Annotated in this window: 19 protein-coding genes and 1 pseudogene; 9 read left to right on the plus strand and 11 right to left on the minus strand. The window is 38.8% G+C overall.

What is annotated here, in order from left to right:
- Nucleotides 1-15: 15 nt before the first annotated feature.
- The 3 genes from Q7674_RS04180 to Q7674_RS04190 all read left to right on the plus strand — a co-directional run bounded on the left by Q7674_RS04180 (nt 16) and on the right by Q7674_RS04190 (nt 1,657).
- Complete coding sequence (locus Q7674_RS04180; RefSeq protein WP_023935094.1) at nt 16-255, plus strand: YnbE family lipoprotein; 240 nt, start codon at nt 16-18, stop codon at nt 253-255.
- The gene (locus tag Q7674_RS04185) at nt 245-592 is read left to right on the plus strand and encodes a YdbL family probable chaperone protein (RefSeq protein ID WP_045062382.1); all 348 of its coding nucleotides are present in this window, start codon (nt 245-247) and stop codon (nt 590-592) included. Before Q7674_RS04180 ends, Q7674_RS04185 begins: the two co-directional genes overlap by 11 nt.
- A gap of 114 nt (nt 593-706) precedes the next feature.
- Nucleotides 707-1,657 carry a YeiH family protein gene (locus Q7674_RS04190; RefSeq protein ID WP_305421803.1) on the plus strand — a complete coding sequence of 317 codons (951 nt, stop codon included), beginning with the start codon at nt 707-709 and terminating at the stop codon, nt 1,655-1,657.
- Nucleotides 1,658-1,750: 93 nt separating this feature from the next.
- Here Q7674_RS04190 and Q7674_RS04195 read toward each other — a convergent pair whose 3' ends face one another.
- The 8 genes from Q7674_RS04195 to Q7674_RS04230 form a co-directional block, all read right to left on the minus strand.
- The gene (locus tag Q7674_RS04195) at nt 1,751-2,356 is read right to left on the minus strand and encodes a sugar O-acetyltransferase (RefSeq protein ID WP_045062377.1); all 606 of its coding nucleotides are present in this window, start codon (nt 2,354-2,356) and stop codon (nt 1,751-1,753) included.
- A 171-nt stretch (nt 2,357-2,527) separates the two neighbouring features.
- Nucleotides 2,528-3,841, minus strand: a complete 1,314-nt coding sequence (locus Q7674_RS04200) for an anaerobic C4-dicarboxylate transporter family protein (protein ID WP_045062376.1) — start codon at nt 3,839-3,841, stop codon at nt 2,528-2,530.
- Between the two features lie 421 nt (nt 3,842-4,262).
- Nucleotides 4,263-5,105: a tetratricopeptide repeat protein gene (locus tag Q7674_RS04205; RefSeq protein WP_045062375.1), complete on the minus strand. Its 843-nt coding sequence runs from the start codon at nt 5,103-5,105 to the stop codon at nt 4,263-4,265.
- Between the two features lie 238 nt (nt 5,106-5,343).
- Nucleotides 5,344-5,580, minus strand: a complete 237-nt coding sequence (locus Q7674_RS04210) for a hypothetical protein (RefSeq protein ID WP_045062373.1) — start codon at nt 5,578-5,580, stop codon at nt 5,344-5,346.
- 191 nt (nt 5,581-5,771) lie between these two features.
- Complete coding sequence (locus Q7674_RS04215) at nt 5,772-6,461, minus strand: histidine-type phosphatase (RefSeq protein ID WP_305421807.1); 690 nt, start codon at nt 6,459-6,461, stop codon at nt 5,772-5,774.
- Between the two features lie 70 nt (nt 6,462-6,531).
- Complete coding sequence (locus Q7674_RS04220) at nt 6,532-7,140, minus strand: histidine-type phosphatase (RefSeq protein WP_305421809.1); 609 nt, start codon at nt 7,138-7,140, stop codon at nt 6,532-6,534.
- A gap of 112 nt (nt 7,141-7,252) precedes the next feature.
- Nucleotides 7,253-8,557, minus strand: coding sequence for a Y-family DNA polymerase (locus Q7674_RS04225; protein WP_305421811.1), 1,305 nt, complete (start codon nt 8,555-8,557; stop codon nt 7,253-7,255).
- 3 nt (nt 8,558-8,560) lie between these two features.
- Nucleotides 8,561-8,857 carry a LexA family protein gene (locus Q7674_RS04230; protein WP_305421813.1) on the minus strand — a complete coding sequence of 99 codons (297 nt, stop codon included), beginning with the start codon at nt 8,855-8,857 and terminating at the stop codon, nt 8,561-8,563.
- A gap of 389 nt (nt 8,858-9,246) precedes the next feature.
- Between Q7674_RS04230 and Q7674_RS04235 the strand changes: the two genes are divergently transcribed.
- Nucleotides 9,247-9,801 (plus strand): SPOR domain-containing protein, encoded by a 555-nt coding sequence (locus Q7674_RS04235; protein WP_008989377.1) that lies wholly within the window; start codon nt 9,247-9,249, stop codon nt 9,799-9,801.
- Nucleotides 9,802-10,036: 235 nt separating this feature from the next.
- Here Q7674_RS04235 and Q7674_RS04240 read toward each other — a convergent pair whose 3' ends face one another.
- From Q7674_RS04240 to Q7674_RS04250, 3 genes are all read right to left on the minus strand, one after another.
- Nucleotides 10,037-10,939, minus strand: coding sequence for a L,D-transpeptidase family protein (locus Q7674_RS04240; RefSeq protein WP_045062368.1), 903 nt, complete (start codon nt 10,937-10,939; stop codon nt 10,037-10,039).
- Nucleotides 10,940-11,310: 371 nt separating this feature from the next.
- Nucleotides 11,311-12,444 carry a fatty acid desaturase gene (locus tag Q7674_RS04245; protein WP_045062366.1) on the minus strand — a complete coding sequence of 378 codons (1,134 nt, stop codon included), beginning with the start codon at nt 12,442-12,444 and terminating at the stop codon, nt 11,311-11,313.
- 92 nt (nt 12,445-12,536) lie between these two features.
- Nucleotides 12,537-13,019 carry a hypothetical protein gene (locus Q7674_RS04250; RefSeq protein ID WP_045062364.1) on the minus strand — a complete coding sequence of 161 codons (483 nt, stop codon included), beginning with the start codon at nt 13,017-13,019 and terminating at the stop codon, nt 12,537-12,539.
- Between the two features lie 205 nt (nt 13,020-13,224).
- Between Q7674_RS04250 and msrP the strand changes: the two genes are divergently transcribed.
- The 5 genes and pseudogenes from msrP to Q7674_RS04275 all read left to right on the plus strand — a co-directional run bounded on the left by msrP (nt 13,225) and on the right by Q7674_RS04275 (nt 18,064).
- Complete coding sequence (gene msrP, locus Q7674_RS04255) at nt 13,225-14,241, plus strand: protein-methionine-sulfoxide reductase catalytic subunit MsrP (protein WP_045062362.1); 1,017 nt, start codon at nt 13,225-13,227, stop codon at nt 14,239-14,241.
- Nucleotides 14,241-14,909, plus strand: a pseudogene (gene msrQ, locus Q7674_RS04260) (protein-methionine-sulfoxide reductase heme-binding subunit MsrQ). The gene msrP and the pseudogene msrQ overlap by 1 nt, the downstream one beginning before the upstream one ends.
- Nucleotides 14,910-15,122: 213 nt before the next feature.
- Complete coding sequence (locus Q7674_RS04265; protein WP_045062359.1) at nt 15,123-15,749, plus strand: hypothetical protein; 627 nt, start codon at nt 15,123-15,125, stop codon at nt 15,747-15,749.
- 122 nt (nt 15,750-15,871) lie between these two features.
- On the plus strand, nt 15,872-17,200 hold the full coding sequence (locus Q7674_RS04270; protein ID WP_305421817.1) for an MATE family efflux transporter: 1,329 nt from the start codon (nt 15,872-15,874) through the stop codon (nt 17,198-17,200).
- A gap of 285 nt (nt 17,201-17,485) precedes the next feature.
- Nucleotides 17,486-18,064 (plus strand): outer membrane beta-barrel protein, encoded by a 579-nt coding sequence (locus Q7674_RS04275; protein WP_045062357.1) that lies wholly within the window; start codon nt 17,486-17,488, stop codon nt 18,062-18,064.
- The last annotated feature ends 28 nt before the right edge of the window (nt 18,065-18,092 follow it).

Genomic DNA, 18,092 nt, shown 5'->3' on the forward strand with positions numbered 1-18,092 from the left:
AAGATTAAAAACTGTATGACAACGAATAGAAAACTCAATCAAGCTCTTTTTCCAACGTTTCGTTTCCGCAAACTTCATGGTTTGTTTGTACTCATGATGGGAACTGCACTTATGAGTGGCTGTACACCGAAAGTTGAAGTCGCACTTTCTGAAAAGCCGATTGAAATTAACTTAAACATTAATATTAAACATGAAATCAACGTGAAAGCCGATCATGAAATTAATGAGTTATTCAAGGACAAAAATGTTTTCTAAATTCCATCGTTCAGTTATTAAAACAGCATTGATTATAAGCGTATTATGCTTAGCTAACACTGCAATGGCGCTCACCTTACAGCAAGCAAAGCAACAAGGTTTGATCGGTGAAGCCAATAGTGGCTATGTGGCAAGTGTTCAATCGGCACCAACAGCGAAAGTAAAGCAGCTGATCGATGATACCAATCAAAAAAGAAAGCTAGGCTACCAACAAATTAGCCAGCAAAATAACATGAGCATTGAAGAAGTCACCGCATTGGGACGTGCTAAAGCTAAGCAAAAGACCTTACCAGGGTACTATTTTCAAACAAAAACTGGTGAATGGATTAAAAAATAAACCCACAATAATGTTAAGTTTTTCTTAACCCCACGCTCAATCAATTTAACTCTTATAAATTCAGTGGTAAGCGTATAATTTTTAAATATATAACTCTATTATTATCGCTATCACATGACCATTATCGACAATTTCAAACGTCTTCGACCGACAGACGCTGTGTTTATTTGCACAGCGCTATTGTGTCTTACCCCATTTATTAGCTCACCCATTGCTTTAATTTTAGGCTTTCTCTTAGCCAGTTTCGGGTTTGTTCCAACGCAATTTAATATCGCCGCCCTCACCAAAAAACTTTTGTCATATTCCATTATTGGTTTAGGTTTCGGTATTCACTTAAATGAGGCTATTGAAGCAAGTAAAGCAGGTTTAGGGCTAATCATTTGTTCGATCTTTTTCACTTTACTACTAGGCTGGATTGCAACACACTTTTTAAGTCTGGATAAAAAAATAGGTCACCTTATTGCTTCGGGTACTGCTATTTGTGGTGGTAGTGCCATTGCAGCGGTATCACAGGCTATCAATGCTCGTGACGATCAAACCTCTCTCGCACTTGCGACAGTATTTGTATTAAATGCAGTAGCTCTGTTTATCTTCCCTGCTATTGGTCATTTACTAGATATGAGCCAACACGCTTTTGGTACATGGGCAGCCATTGCTATTCATGATACTTCTTCCGTTGTAGGTGCTGCAGGTTCGTACGGTGATGAAGCCTTAAAAACGGCAACAACACTAAAACTTGCACGCGCACTGTGGATCATCCCAGTTGCCTTTATCAGTGCGTTACTGTTTAAAGGTAATAGTAAGAAAATTGCCGTTCCTTACTTTATCGTATTGTACTGTGTAGCGATTTTAGTCGCTCACTTCTTACCGCAATTCCAACCTGTGTACGATATGATCTTCATTGCATCTAAGCGTTTGTTGGTTGTCTGCTTATTCTTAATTGGTTCAGGTATTACCGTTAATAAACTTCGCAATGCAGGACCAAAGCCTATGCTACTTGGCGTGTTGTTATGGTTAGCAATTGGTATTGCCTCTTTGATTTATATTGAAATGTTTATTCCTTAAATCAAAGCTTACGTTTCAAAATAAGACAAGTAAAAATACAAAGCCAGAGTACAACTCTGGCTTTGTTATATGATGAGCTATAAATAGTTAAACCTACATTTCCATTACAGGTCGCCACAACTCTTCGAGTTCAGCTTCTGTGGGCATTTCACCGTGTTCAATCTGCTTAACAACCCGACATGGGTTACCAACCGCAATACAATCTGCTGGAATATCTTTAGTCACCACACTACCGGCACCAATCACGCTACGATCACCAATGGTGACGCCATCTAAAATAATTGCACCAGCACCAATCCATACACAATCGCCAATTGTAATAGGATTGCCTGATGCCACAGGCAATACACGTTCAGCCATATCAATCGGATGTCCTGTTGTACTGATCACCACATTAGGGCCAATCAAAACATGCTCGCCAAAATAAACAGGAGCGATATCTAAAATCTTCACGCCAGCATTTAAAAATCCACCTCGCTTGAAGTGAATGTTCTTACCCATATCGCAATAAAAAGGCGCAACAATCACGGCGTGATTAACCGCTCCCAATAATTCATTAAGGATCTTACGTTGTGTCACTTCATCGCTAGGACGAGCATGATTAAAGTCATACAGTTTTTCTTTTACTGCATTTTGGAAATGTACCAGCTCAGGATTAATGGAAATATGTACTGAATAATCTTCAAGTTTACTGCTCATCCATGGCCTCATTTATCATATTAACCCAACAAATATTGGCTTTCACATTCGCAGTAATAACAAAAAAAAGCGACCTTTACTTGGTCGCTTCGTGAGCTTAATCATAAAAGCCTTTATACCGAATTTTACGATATAAAGGCTTATGCTGTGTTATTACAGTAACTTATTCAATTACAATACAAAGCTTGCAAAAATGAAGCCGAAGATAATACTGAACACCATGCTCAATAAACCTGGGATCATAAAGCTGTGGTTGAAGATAAACTTACCGATTTTAGTTGTACCCGTACGGTCAAAGTCGATTGACGCAATGATTGGACCATAGTTAGGAATAAAGAAGTAACCGTTAACGGCAACGAACGTCGCAATGATCACTTCAGGTGGTAAGCCTAATGTAATACCTACAGGTACAAGTACTGCTGTTGTCGCACCTTGACTGTTCACCATCACAGACAGTGCAAACAAGGCAAAAGCAAATGTCCAAGGCGCAACTTCTACAAGACCAGATACTGCCTCTTTCACCATCAGATCGTGGCCTGCGATAAACGTATCACCTAACCATGCAATACCGAAAATCGCTACAATGGCACGCATACCCGCATGGAACACTGAACCCTGAGTGATCTCATAACCGTCTGGTTTACAGATCAAGATGATCAATGCACCCATTGCTAACATCACGATTTCAATGGTATGTGCCATCCCCATTGGTGAACCATCAAAGTGTGGACGTAAGGCAGGAAACGCACCCATTACAACTACAGCTAATGCACCAAATAGGAATAAGCCTACCGCTTTTTTCGCACCTGGTTTGATCGCAATTTCTTCGACCTTCACTTCCTGCTCCATTTCTTTACGGAAAGCAGGATCTTGCATACGACGTTGGTATTCAGGATCGTCTTTTAGCTCTTTACCTAGCTTGTTTACAATCACACAAGCTAATGCCAAGCCACAGAATGTACCTGGAACTGTAACCATTAATACGTCAGCTAAAGTAATACCTTGCGGCTCAAGGAAGGCAACTAGCGCCACAACTGCAGCAGCAATTGGACTTGCAACAATCGCAAACTGAGAAGCGATAACAGCCATCCCCATTGGACGCTCAGGGCGGATACCACTGCGACGGCTCACTTCAGCAATCACAGGTAATACTGAATAAGCAACGTGACCTGTACCAGCTAAGAAGGTAAAGGTGTAAGTCACTAATGGTGCAATAAAGGTAATATGACGAGGATTTTTACGCAGGATATTTGAAGCAATTTTGATTAAGTATTCAAGACCACCAGCCGCTTGCATTGCAGCAGCCGCCGCTACAACCGCCATGATCATTAACATGACATCAATTGGTGGGCTTGTTGGTTGCAACCCAAAGATAAAGCTTAAAATCGCTAAACCTACACCACCCATAACACCTAAACCGATACCGCCAAGGCGGGCACCGATCAAGATACAACCTAATACAATTAAAAACTCAATTAAAAACACATCGCTCTCCCTGATGATCGCTTTTAAACAACAAAGTCAAAATACAAAATATGTCACTTGTATTTTTGCGGTAAATTCGAGGCGATAATATTAAGTTTATAACAGCAGAAAATAGCGTTGAATCACACATTAATAAATTTAAAAACAAATAAATAAAAGATATGAAATATTATTTATGGTTAGGTTTATTTATATAAGTTTTAATGTAATTATTTTGTATATATTATAAATATAATTCTAAATAAGGATGTATTACGTTTTTTAGGTATTGTGCCTTATTATTTTTAAATAGAATCCAGTTATACCTAATAAAGATAAATATATTTAGAAAAAGACAGTTATTTTAAAATAAAAAGAAGCGGTAATTATTTACCGCTTCTTTAATAGAACAACTAATTTTAGAAAAAGATAAACCGGAGCTTTAGTCAACGGATATCAGCAATAAATCAAAACGATTATTACCATGCAAGATATCTAGATCTGGCTCATCTGCAATCAAGTCTCTAATTGAAGGGCTTGCAACAATTGCTCGTTCTAAATCTTCAATCGCTTGCTCTTCAATACCTAGACGAGAATAAGCACACGCACGTTGATATAGCGCTGGACCATTAGTATCGTCGACTTCCAATACACGATTACATAAACTCAACGCCCAGCGATATTCTTTTATCTCCATCGCAGCATCAGCTTTATACGTTAATGCTTCAAGATCACCAGGTCGGATCAATAATATTTCATCGTAAACATCAATACGTTGCTCTGGCGTTTGAGAACTTTGCGCACGAAGCCATAAGTTATGAATTTCGTTAATTTTCTCAATCTCTTTATTATTTTCACTGATAATGCGTGTTTTACGTTTTAAATCTCGCTCAAGTGCTAAGAATTTCTTTTCATATTCTTGAGCGATTTGCTCTAAACGCTTATCTGCCATCTCTTTTGTATTGCTCTTAAACTCACGCAATGACTGCCAACCAACAAAAGCAATCAGTGATGCGACACCTGCAATAATATAGAAAAAGTAAGTCACTGTGACATTGGCGTAATTCAGAGATTTATCAGCAACAGCTAACTCACGGTCAGTAATTTCAATCACCATTCGACGTTCAAGATCTTGCTGAGATTCACGTAAATCTTTCAGCTCATCGAGAATATAACGTTCCATGAATGGCTTTTCTAACATATCGGTTTCTGAATATTTTTTTTCACTTGCCTGAGCGGAAAAACAGATAAGTAGAGAGGCTAATAGACTTATAAGCAAGCGCATAAGCATTCCTTTTGCATGAATAGAAGAGACATCTTCAGCAACCTTAACAAATGGAGAGGTTAAATAGCAAAGGTAGAGGGGAAATTGCTAAATTTTCTAAGTATAGATAGTTAATTAGTCATAAAAAGAACAATTTATCAGCACAATCTGGTTAATAGCAATGAAGTGCCGCCATTGTAAAATCATCCATTGAGCAAATTTAATCGAATGAGATAGTTATTCCTTATTACCTCACTATTTAAGGTTCAATCTCTAGCTTTTCATTGCTATTAACCAAGATCTTTTCTTGAGATTGTTCCTTATTATTGTCTATTTTCATCCAAACGACAGTGATCAAAATTAAAAAAGCAGCAAGATCACATAACGCACTCGCTAAACCTGATGTCATTAGAGACACCATGATTAAACCAATAGTTAATATTGCGGCAGTAACTCTGGCTTTCGTTTGATTTCTTTCCTGTATCCATTTTTTCATACTTCACTCCTATCTGTTCTATTAATACTAATAGAGTGAAGAATGTTAAAAAATATCGATTCACTATTTGATAGAGGAAAAAGATCTATCTAGCTCGTATATATAAATAAATAGATCACGCATCTACAAGCAAAAACGTACATAGCGATTGTTTGCTTCACACTTAACTTTCACTATGTACGCATTTTTATTTATTGGTTATAACAACTCTTTAGTTCCGAGAAGCTATAAAAGTAGCTATCAGGCTCAATAGGATGACATGATGATTTAAAGCTAATTTCTTTCTCGTTATAGAGCATCTTCACAAGCAAATCATCAGCTTCACCACGATACACATCCCACTGAATATTACTACTATAAGGCGCTACCCATTTACCGTGCCAATCATTGTTGTCATAACTAAAGGTTTTTTGAGGATCAACACCCTCTTCACTACCTTTCAATTCCATATTCGCAGCAAAAGGCATAATAGTTTCAGCATGGGCAAAACGTACCTTTAGTGCCGCCTGATCATTACCTTGCTTAATTTTTTCGATTTCATTAAAAAAGTCATCAACCAATACCCATGCCATCTTGTAAGTAATATCAGTATTGTTAAAGCTTGGGCCTTTTTCATAAAAGTCTTCACCGTCTAATACATAGCTTAACCATTGCGTTTCTTCTGGGGTAAAGAATTGCTCAAAGTGCCAAGGCTCTTGACCTGCTTCTTGTGCCATACCAGGCGCAATTAAGTAGAGGTTAAACAAATGAATCACTACATCGACTTCATTTTCTGCTAATAACTCATCAGGCTCTTCTGTTGAATAAAACTTCAGTTCACCATTTACTAATTGTTGTACAAACTCAGGACTATAGAGACGCTCTAATACTGTTTGTGCCACTTGATGAGATTTATCGCTATCAAATAAGCGATCAATAGCAGCTCTTAATTCAGCATCGTTATCAACATAGTCATTGTATTCTTTGTTTTTTATGGAAATACAGCTGCGCTTTGTTAACTTTTGGTGCTAACAGTAAATCGGTAAGATCTTGGTTATTTTCTGTCAAACCTTCAGTGAACGCATTGGCACTTGCAAGCGCGCGATCTTTACCTGAATACTCGACCACAATATGGCGTTGATTTTCTGTTGCTTGGTCAATCAAAGACTGGTTACGCTGCGCTGCACGCTGACCAATCGCCACCAACTCATCGTGACCTAAACCGGATAAATTACCGTAGCCTAGCGCTTCGTTAGCTGCAGTCATACGTTCGATTTCAGCACCGAGCTTTTCACCTAATGGAGTAAGTGCACCTTGCTTTTGTGCCTCACGCCAAACTTGCATTGAAATATCGTCGTATTTAAAACTGGAAAGTGCACGGGAGCCATGACGAGAGACCAACTCAGAATAAACTAACTCATAACCTTGTGGTGCTTGTTGGTAAGTTCCGAGTTTCTGCTGCGGTGCATAAGTTGTTTTTGTACCAAATTGATACTCAGTAACGGGATCGGGTTTATCATCTGAATGACAAGCGGTGATCCCCACAACGCCCAGAGCACAACACAAAGCAAGATAACGCATATAAAACCTTAATATTCGTGTAAAAAACGCGAGATTAAGCGAGTTATGTGACAACTTATCTTCATTTAGGTCAGGCTTTTGTCAACTTAAAACTATTCGCTGCGACAGAGGTTCAACATTTAGCAATCGGTAATTCATCTAATCGTGTTGTCCAACGATTAGAGCGAAATGCTTGTTTCATATGCCAATTTGAGGTGGCAATAACAGAAGCTGGCTTTATACCATTCTTGAACTTGGCATTCATCATATCGGTAATTGCCATTAACTCTCGACGTTTAGCTTCATCAAAGGCGCTGGTATCAAACATATCTAGTTGAAAGCCTTCATCTATAGCAGGCGTTAGTTCATCTAAGATCACCCCTACTTTCTGGTATTCATATCCGGGCTTATAGATATGTTTTAACTGCTGTAGCGCTGAATCAATAAACTTATAGTTATCTTGGCTCGGGCACATTAACGGTACAGCACTACTACGATTCAATTGTGGTAATTGTTTATAACGGTTAGTACGAAGAAAAACACCGACGACATTTGCTTGGCTACCTTGTCGCCTTAGTTTTTCACCTGCTCGCTGACAGTGAAATGCTAATGCTGATTTCAGCTCTTCAAAATCAGTAATGCCCTGACCAAAACTACGACTAGATAAGATCTGCTTCTTGGTTTCATCAATATCACCGGGATCGATACAGGCAATGCCTTGCAACTCCATAACGGTACGTGCCAATACCACATTCCATATCCGGCGAATCTCTGGGGCACTTTTTTGTGAAAGTTGCAATGCGTTATCAATTCCCATCGTACGTAATCGAGTTGCGGTTTTTGCGCCTATTCCCCAAATGTTCTGTACATCTGTACGGGCTAGTAACCATTCTCTTTTATGATCGCTATCTATTTGAACCACACCTTGAACACGTTGCTCATAGACTTTCGCTGCTTGATTACCTAATTTTGCCAATGTTGGTGTTGCACCAATACCAACACGTATCAGTAAGCCAATATTTTTATAGATGGTCTGCTTGATTTGACGGCCATAATCTTCCAGTTGATCAAGCTTAAAACCATCTAATCGAACAAAGGCTTCATCAATACTGTATTGCTCCACACAAGGCGAAAAGTTCGAAAGTTCTTCAATAAAACGTCGACTCATATCCGCATATAAGGTGTAGTTAGAACTACGTACCACAACACCTTTTGAACGCGCTTCTCGCTCGACTTTAAACCAAGGAGCCCCACGAGTAATACCAAGAGCTTTGGCTTGTTCAGATAACGCGACACAACAACCATCGTTATTAGAAAGCACCACAACAGGTTTGTTGGCAATAGTAGGATCAAAGAGTTGTTCGCAGGAGCAATAGAAGCTTTTGGCATCAATTAATGCCCATACTTGATCCCGCTTCCCGATAAGATTGTCAGACATACGCTATAGCAAGTTATGGATATTACGAGTGACGACACCAAATATTTCAGCATCTTGAGGTAGTGGAAAAGACTTCATTGCAGGGTTTTCGGCTTTTAGCCACCACACTCCCTGATGGCGAACTAAACGTTTGCAGGTAAATTCATCATAAATACGTGCGATCACAATTCTGCCCGGAGCTACCGTTTCAGCACGGTCGACCACCAGCAAATCACCATCATAAATGCCAGCCCCAATCATGGACTCGCCAGAGGCACGCAAAAAAGAAAGTCGCATTAGGATGACGGATAAGATATTCATCAAGGTCTAAGCTCTCTTGATGACCATCAGCAGGAGATGGAAAACCACAAGGAACGGATTCAATAAAGTACGGATACGCACTCATTAGATAACACTCAATATACTGTACACTTATACAGTTTAATACAAATTATGACCTAAAATCACTTTTTTATTGCTTTCATTTCACCACTCAAATAATAGAAAGCACAAACATACAAATAACCAATAAAATACTGTTTTAATCGAATAAAAAAACATCAAACAACGTTTTTTATAATATTTTAATGCGGTAAATATGCCTTTATTGGATACAATAGACGAAATAACATTTGATACTAAACATCCATACCTTCAACTAACGGTATTTTTCAATTTAGTATTCTCGTCTAAAGATTATGGAGAGACGTATGACGTTGCTGAATCGTAAGGCAGCTATTCTTTTAGGACTATTCGCATTATCTGGTTGTGCATCTTCTGACAGCCCATGTGATTCAGGTTACCTAATGCCATCTAAAATTGATGGTGCTAACTTTCAGTGTCAACAACAACCAGCTGACACTGTAGTACCAGAAACAACAGTAACACCGCCACCAGTGATTGACAGCGACTACATCAATAATGATAACGCACATTTAGAAGATGAAACGTCAATGACGAATGATCAAGCATTCGGTGATATTTCGCCTTCTCGTTACACGGTACAAATTCTTGCGTTAAGTGAGGAGCGTAACCTTCGTGGTTACCTACAACCAATCACAGGTAACGAGCCAATCTGGGTTAACTGGAAGCGTGTAAACGGTCGTAACTGGTATGCAGTGATCTACGGTAACTTCGCAACAAAAGATGAAGCTCGCCAAGCAATCCAATACCTACCAGCATCAGTTCAAGCACAAGGTCCTTTCCCACTAAGCTTTGCTGCTGTTAAAGCAGATAAAGAAGGTCAAGTTTACCAACTACGTTAATCGTTGTTAGTTAGCAGACACGAAAAAGCCAGCATCATAACTGCTGGCTTTTTAATGCTTGAAATTTATCGTTATGATATCGAGATCTAATACACATATATAATAAAATCCGATAACTAAAGCCATCGGATTTTTGCATATCAATAGGATCACTTACCTCTTTGATACGAGTGCAACAGCTATCATCTCAATATCAATATCAATATCAATATCAATATCAATATCAATATAGAAATTAATTTAATACGACTGGAATACCAGATTGATCATCTAGTGCCTTATTTAGCACTTGGTAAGCATCATTATCGTAGTTTAGATCTTCGATTAACTGCTTAGGTGCTGTTAACGTCTTCTTCTCACCAATTTGCGACTCATCTTTCGATAATGGTGAATGCACTTCTACGATAATCTTACCGTTAGGCTCTACCGAATATTTTACTGGCTGGTTGATGATGCGTACTTGTGTACCCAAAGCTACATGAGGGAATAACCACTCAACATCCCACGGGTTCATTCGAATACAGCCACCACTTACGCGCATACCGATACCAAAATCTTTATTAGTACCGTGGATCAAGTACTCACCGTGACCATAAGCAAGACGCATTTTATAGTCACCAAGTGGATTATCAGGGCCAGCAGGTACAACGGCAGGAAGAATATCACCACGTGCAGCGTGTTCTTTACGAATAGATGCTGGCGGTGTCCACGTTGGATTTTTCACCTTTTCATTGATTGTCGTTGTCATGCTTGGCGTTTCACGTCCAACTCGACCGATACCAATAGGGAAAATATAAACTTTAGATGCATCGTCTTTTGGGAAGTAGTACAAACGAAGTTCAGCAAGGTTAACAACAATACCTTTATGAGAAACATCTGGTAGTACAACTTTGGTAGGAATTTCTAATAAACGTCCAGGAGCAGGAAGAAACGGATCAATACCTTTATTAGCAGACATCATACCAAGGAAACCAACATTGTATTTGTTGGCGATATCAGCAAGGCTGTCTCCCTTTTGTACTTCGTAATAATTAGGTGTACCAACGATATTACTACCATCGGTTGGTAACTGATATTCAATTGCATTTGCTGCAGATGAAACCAAGCAAGTAAGTGAAAGAAGTAATGCGCGGTACAAAACGATGTCTCCGTTAATAAATTTCTGAGTGTTGCAACAATCCAAACGATATTGTTGCCATAGTCAGTATGAATACTTACTACCAACTATAAACAAATCTCTACAATCCATAGTACTTTATAAAGACCAATTCTACTAGCATAGCGCTATGCAGTACATTAGCCTCATTATGTATAGTCAATCAGTTACGTAGCTTAACTATACAATTAACAGTAATTGTATCTTTTTAATGAAGTAACTTCGATATATGAAATTCTACATAATTGAAGTCACCGAAAAGTATTACTATACCGTTTATATGAAAAAAGAGCTGTTAGGTTACGGTTAAACCTGACAGCTCTTAGTTTTATTTCACTTTTCGCTTGAATAACTTACAACGCATATTGCTGTATTAGCCCTTTCCATTCGCGTCGTTGTAACTCTAAACGCTCTTTCATAGACTTATATTGCTGCACAAACTCAAAATTATCGTAACTATCAGCGAGCTTCTGCTTCTCTAATTCAAGTAAACGTTTTTTAGCTTGGTAGTAGTCTGAGATTTTCGCTATCAATGCGTTATATTCACCTTCTAGTTGCGACATCCTTGCCATGTTGTTTGGCATTGAACTTAGGTGCGCTTGAATACGAGTAAACTGCATCTTCGCTTTGGTTTTCTCGATACGATCCGCAGGTGTCACTTTTAAATTCTTTGTCCATCCAATCCAAGAGCATAATTTGATCAGCCATTTAGTGGGATCAAACTGCCACCAGCAAATACCATTTCGATAGTCATTTTCGAAAATATGATGATAATTATGGTATCCCTCACCAAAAGTTAACAGCGCAAGAAAACCATTATCACGGGCAGTATTTCTATCAGTGTAGGGCTGTGAGCCCCAAATATGCGCTAATGAGTTAATAAAGAATGTGGTGTGATGACTTAATACCAAACGTAAGAAACCCACCAGCAACAATGCGCCCCATACATCACCATGGATCAAACCAAAAGCAAGAGGGATCCCAAAGTTAGTGATAATGGCTAATGGTAAGTAATACTTATGCTGCCACATCACAATATTATCTTTTTGTAGATCACGGCAATTTTCATAATCGTGATAACGGCTTGCTTGATATGCACGAAGCATCCAACCGATATGGCTGTAGAAGAATCCTTTTTTCGCTGAATACGGATCTTTATCGTTATTATCAACGTGACGATGATGGATACGATGATCTGACGACCAATGCAAAATACTATTTTGCAATGCAAACGCCCCACCAATTGCAAAAATAAAACGCAAAACTGCATTAGCTTGATACGTTTTATGTGACCATAAACGATGGTACCCCGCTGTTATCGACATACCACAAAAGCTAAATGCCACAAGCAGCATCGTGATTTGTATCCAATCAAAGCCATAATAATAGGCGTAAAGTGGCACACCAATTAGGGCAACCAAGAAAGTTACACTAAAGACGGCTACATTTAGCCAAATGACTGGGGGTTTTTGCTGTTGAGTTATCATCCTTCACTTACTCTATACTCAGCGTACACATGTAAGCCAGAATATAGGTAAATTTCAGACTATCAAGTGACAACCCTTTATTTACACTAAAGCTATTCGACTAATGTGATATCTGCCACATCATAACGTGCAGTATTTTGCTGATAATAATGACTGTTTGTCTGATAAAAACCGGCTGGCATCGCTTCTTTTAAGCCCTGTTTAACAAGCTTTGAATACTCAACACGCGTCAAAATGACATATTGTAGCTTTTCATCAAGTAACTGACGTAACCCATCAATGGTTAAATCATCATCTCTTACCATGACTTTCATCATTCCGACTAATACTGAAAATGGCACCAACATATCTCTTACTAGCAATTTACGATCCATGACACCACATGATTGCGTTGTTCTGAGTCCAGTATCAAAAATTGCTTCCCAGTCAGGCTTATCATTTTTAGTTACAGCGCCATGGGTAAAGCAATAATATGCCTCGACAAATGCTTTTAGATGATGATAACGCTCAGCATATACTTCCAAATATATGTGCTGTAATTCCAAATCAGCATTAAATTGGCTCACACTCGCCATAGTTTCCTCAACCAAACTCAATGAATAACTTTTCTACATTAAACGGCAAACAGATTTATTAGTTCAACTACTACAACAGCACAAAAGATTATTAGCTCAATTAAATAGCATTATTTGCAAAAATTTTAACTTTTATGTGAAAGATAATCGGTACTCGGTGGTTCTATTTACTTGTACCGATTATCAAAATTAGAAAAGGAAAGCTATGTTAATTAAGAAGACTAACAAGTGGGATTTGCGTGAAAGCGATATCACGCCGGAGCCTATTTACCACCAACGACGCGATATTTTAAAGAAGCTAGGTATTGCCGCTGCCAGCCTTCCGTTAGCATCAAATGCTACGGCGGGTATTTTTGATGTGTTCAGTTCTGATGATCAAACGAGTGTTGTTGATAATCGTCGCTCGTTAACCACGATAAAATCATCATTATCCAATCCAACACTCTCACTCACACCTGAGAAAAAGATCCTTCAATACAATAATTTCTATGAGTTCGGTACCGATAAAACCGATCCAGCAGAACGCGCTAAAAACTTTATTACCAATCCATGGCAAGTAAAAATAGATGGTTTAGTCAATAAACCACTAACGTTAGATTATGACGACCTATTCTCATCATTTCCGTTAGAAGAGCGTATTTATCGCTTACGATGTGTAGAAGCGTGGTCGATGAATGTTCCTTGGATTGGCTTTAGCCTTGCCGACATCATCAAGCGTGCCGACCCTACTAGCAAAGCCAAATATGTTGCTTTCCAAACTTTATACGATCCTAAACAAATGCCAGGACAAGCATCACGTTCGCTGGGTGGCGGAATTGATTATCCTTATGTCGAAGGCTTACGTCTTGATGAAGCGCTTCACCCTTTAACGTTACTTTCCGTTGGCTTATATGGAAAAACCTTGCCACCTCAAAATGGTGCACCATTACGTTTAGTTGTACCTTGGAAGTACGGGTTTAAAAGTATTAAGTCGATTGTTCGTATTACCTTAACTGACAAACAACCGCCAACTACATGGAATATTCTTGCTCCAAACGAATATGGTTTTTATGCCAATGTAAACCCTAACGTTGATCATCCTCGTTGGAGCCAAGCCAGTGAACGCTTCATCGGTGAAGGCAGTTTATTTAGTAGTCGACGTCAGCCAACGGCTATGTTCAATGGTTATAGCGAAGCTGTTGCGAGTCTATACCAAGGCATGGATTTGAAAAGGAACTACTGATGGCAAACACAAGCACCAAAAACCGCAAGTTTAAATTAAAACCACAGCACATCACTTGGCTTAAAGTGTTAATTCACGCTATAAGTCTATTGTTTGTCGCTATACTGATAATACAAACTTTCAATGGTGGTTTTGGTGCAGATCCAGTTAAAGGTATTGAACATTACACAGGCAAAGCTGCACTAAATACACTCTTTCTCACTCTTCTTCTTAGTCCAATTGCGCGTTGGGGAAAACAAGCAACACTCGTTAAAGTGCGTAGAGTACTCGGCTTATACAGCTTCTTTTGGGCGCTACTCCATTTAAGTAGTTATGTCTCATTGGATTTAAGTTTCGATTGAGCATTAATTGGTGAAGAAATCATCCAACGCCCATATTTAGCCATTGGCGCTATTAGTTGGATTATATTATTGCTACTCACTCTGACATCAATGCAAAAGATACAAAGGAAGTTAGGGGCTCGCTGGCAACAACTACACAACTGGGTTTATGTTGCACTACTCCTAAGCCCTATACATTATCTTTGGTCTGTGAAATCTGGTATTACTGAGCCTGTTATTTATCTTATTGTTGCTTGCGCCCTACTGTATTGGCGAAAAGACAAACTGAAACGCTGGCTTTTTAAATTGGGTAGTAATAGAGAGCAAAAAACCTCGATGCCTAGCTAACAAATAACCGAATTACACCGATTTAAGTGAATGCTTTTCACTGTCTAGTAACCTGTACCTAAATCCCAATTGGTACAGGTCTTTTTTTGAATTCTGTGTCAAAAATTATCAAATCTTCATGTATTACATGACATTAGAAAATTATATGCTACGATAATTAACTCGCATATTGAGTATTTATTGTGTTTATTTATCCCATGCAGGTCATTCATTTTGTTCAGTGATATTTTAGCAACCAGCGTAGAGCAACTCGCTCATGACTGTATGTTGCTATGTGAGCAACACTACCCGACCATTCATAGCCGTGGAATGCAAGAAAACCACCTCGCAAAAACATTGTGTCGTCGTATTATCACTAACGCTGCACAAACAAATATTCCTTTAATAGCCAAACGTATTGAAGATAGTCATTTAATTTCACAGGCTATTTATCGTCTAGAACATGACAACAGCTGTATTTGGGTGATTGCACATCATTTTGTTAGTGCGAATAAAGCAAGACGTGAAGCCCTACTCAATACCATTGCACTATTGCAGCAAAACTTCGCTCCAGGTGAACAACATTATCTTATGATCGTTGCCGATCATTGGTTTGATCGTAGTAAAGCGAGTAAAGAAATCCCCGCTTGGTGGCTCGGTGAGTTGCCTGCTAATCATCAAGACTACGCCACTGTTGGGATAAAACTTCAAGCTTGTGATGATTCATTAGCAAATAGCATAAAGCAACGCTTCAACTACGCAACTGGAAGTATGGCATTGCAGCATCCCTTTCAAAGAACAGATGATCTGTCTCCCGTTTTACGTTATCTCTTCCTAACTGCAATTTATAAGATTGACTAAGTTGCAATAACCATCGAAAATGCGCCAACTTTTTGGACTGATCGAGTGAATAACGTTTATTTTCTACATTATTCATCGGTTGCTAGTGTGATATTTCACTATCGCTTTACACGGAAGTCTTTATGTCTGGCTCATTAACGCAACCTTTATCTTTACGCGACGATTCTATTTTTCGCTTATTCTGGCGTTACACCCTTCCTACGATTGCAGCCATGCTGGTTACGGGCGTTTACGTGGCCGTTGATGGCATGTTCGTTGGTCACTTTATTGGTGAAGACGGTCTCGCTGCCATTATTCTTGGTTACCCAATTGGCTCTATTCTTTATGCGCTAGGTGCGTTAATTGGTATGGGAGCTTCTGCACTGGTATCAATTAAACTCGGCGAAAATAAAACAGAGGAAGCCCGAAATATTGTCGGCAATGCGTTCAGTCTTTGTTTAATAGCTTCTGTGATCTTCTGTGGCTTAGGTATTAGCTTCGGTAAAGACATTCTTCAGTGGGTTGGTGCTGAAGGTAAAATTCTGACCATGGCAACAGATTATCTGTTCTGGTATTTCAGCATGGGCTTCTTTGCCATTCTTTCAATGGCATTTTCATCATTATTACGTAACGACGGACAACCCAACCGCGTTACCTATATTATGATTTTCGGTGGCGTACTGAATATCGTTCTAGATTGGTTACTGATTGTAGTTATACCTTGGGGTTTAACGGGAGCTGCTATTGCAACTATGCTTTCACAAGCTGCAACCAGTGTATTGTGTTTACAGCACTTCTTTAGTGACAAATCATCACTGCGTATTCGCTGGGATAGCCTAAAGCTAAAACTTGATACCTGCCTACAGATCTTAAAACTCGGTACATCAAGCCTATTAATGTATATGTACCTTTCTGTGGTACTGATCCTGCACAACAAAGCTTTTTTAATGGTTGGTAAACCTATTCATGTCGCAGCTTACGGTATCGTCAGTTACACAGAAGCGTTTTTCTATTTGATCTTCGAAGGGATTGCATTAGGTACTCAACCAATCACTAGCTTTAATACCGTTGCTGGATTAAAAGATCGCGTAATCAAAGCCCGTAATCTTGCCTTTGCCGTCACTCTTGCCGTTGCAGCCATTGGTATTACTGTACTTTATAGCTTCCCTGATTATGTGGTGTACCTGTTTGCAGGAGACAATGCACTACTACAGCCCGTCGCAACGAATGGCATGTTCCTCTACTTCTGGGGATTACCCTTTGAAGGCATGTTACTTGTAGGCGCGACTTACTTCCAATCGATCAACATGCCAAAAGAAGCCTCAATCTTAACTGGCGGCAAGCTGTTACTGATCTCAGTTTTTATCTTTGTTTTAGCCCATCTGTTTGGTGTAAACGGTGTTTGGGTAGCATTACCTATTTGTAGTTTGCTGCTGACGACATGGATGGTTTACAAAATCAAAAGAAGCTAATAGCTCTTTAAAAATAGGTAATGATTGTTAAGTCATCACTACCCATTAATTTAAACATCATTCAATAATCTAAAACACTATTTTTTCATCTTTATAATTAAGGAACACATCTAAATAAATGTAAAAAAACAAACCCAACTAATTGTTTAATAATGATTTATATTTAATCCGCGTTTATCTTTGCTATTCCCTTAGCTTTTCTCGTTTCTCCGCTTATTGTGATGACCAACGAAGAGTGACAAGCACTCATGTTATGAAATTTTTCATCATAAATAGGACTAAAACATGAAAAAAGTAATCACGCCATTAGCAGCATTAATCGTTTCTTCTTTCGCTATGACTTCAGCACACGCAGCTGTTAAACAAGACTACTTTGTAGGTGGCGATCTTGGTCTTCGTCTTTCAGGCGGCATGATGTTAAAAAATACCATTACGGATCATGAATCTGACAATGATTTAGACAATAGTGCGATTTACGGTATTCATGGTGGTGTAACACTTAATGATCATCACCGTATAACATTAGGTTACACTCACGAAGAACTCTCTTTAAAGGACGATAGTGAATCAACAGGTTTAGATACAGTAAAAGCTAAATATGATTACGTGTTCAACTTAACAAATAATATTAACTTAACCGCTGGCGCTAACCTAGGCTATGAAATGGTTGAAGACAACAGCAATCTTGATGGTATGGTTTACGGTATTCAAACCGGGGTTGAGTACAACCTAAATCATTGGTCATTTGGTGGAGAATTAGGTTACACGCTACACAATGCTGAAGATGACAGTACTATGGTCATCTTTAAAGCAAGCCTTCAAGATGAAGCTACATTAATGACAAATGTAACGTACCATTTCTAACTCACCCAATTACAAAAACGGCGTTATG

Source organism: Photobacterium leiognathi, assembly GCF_030685535.1.
Taxonomy (GTDB): domain Bacteria; phylum Pseudomonadota; class Gammaproteobacteria; order Enterobacterales; family Vibrionaceae; genus Photobacterium; species Photobacterium leiognathi.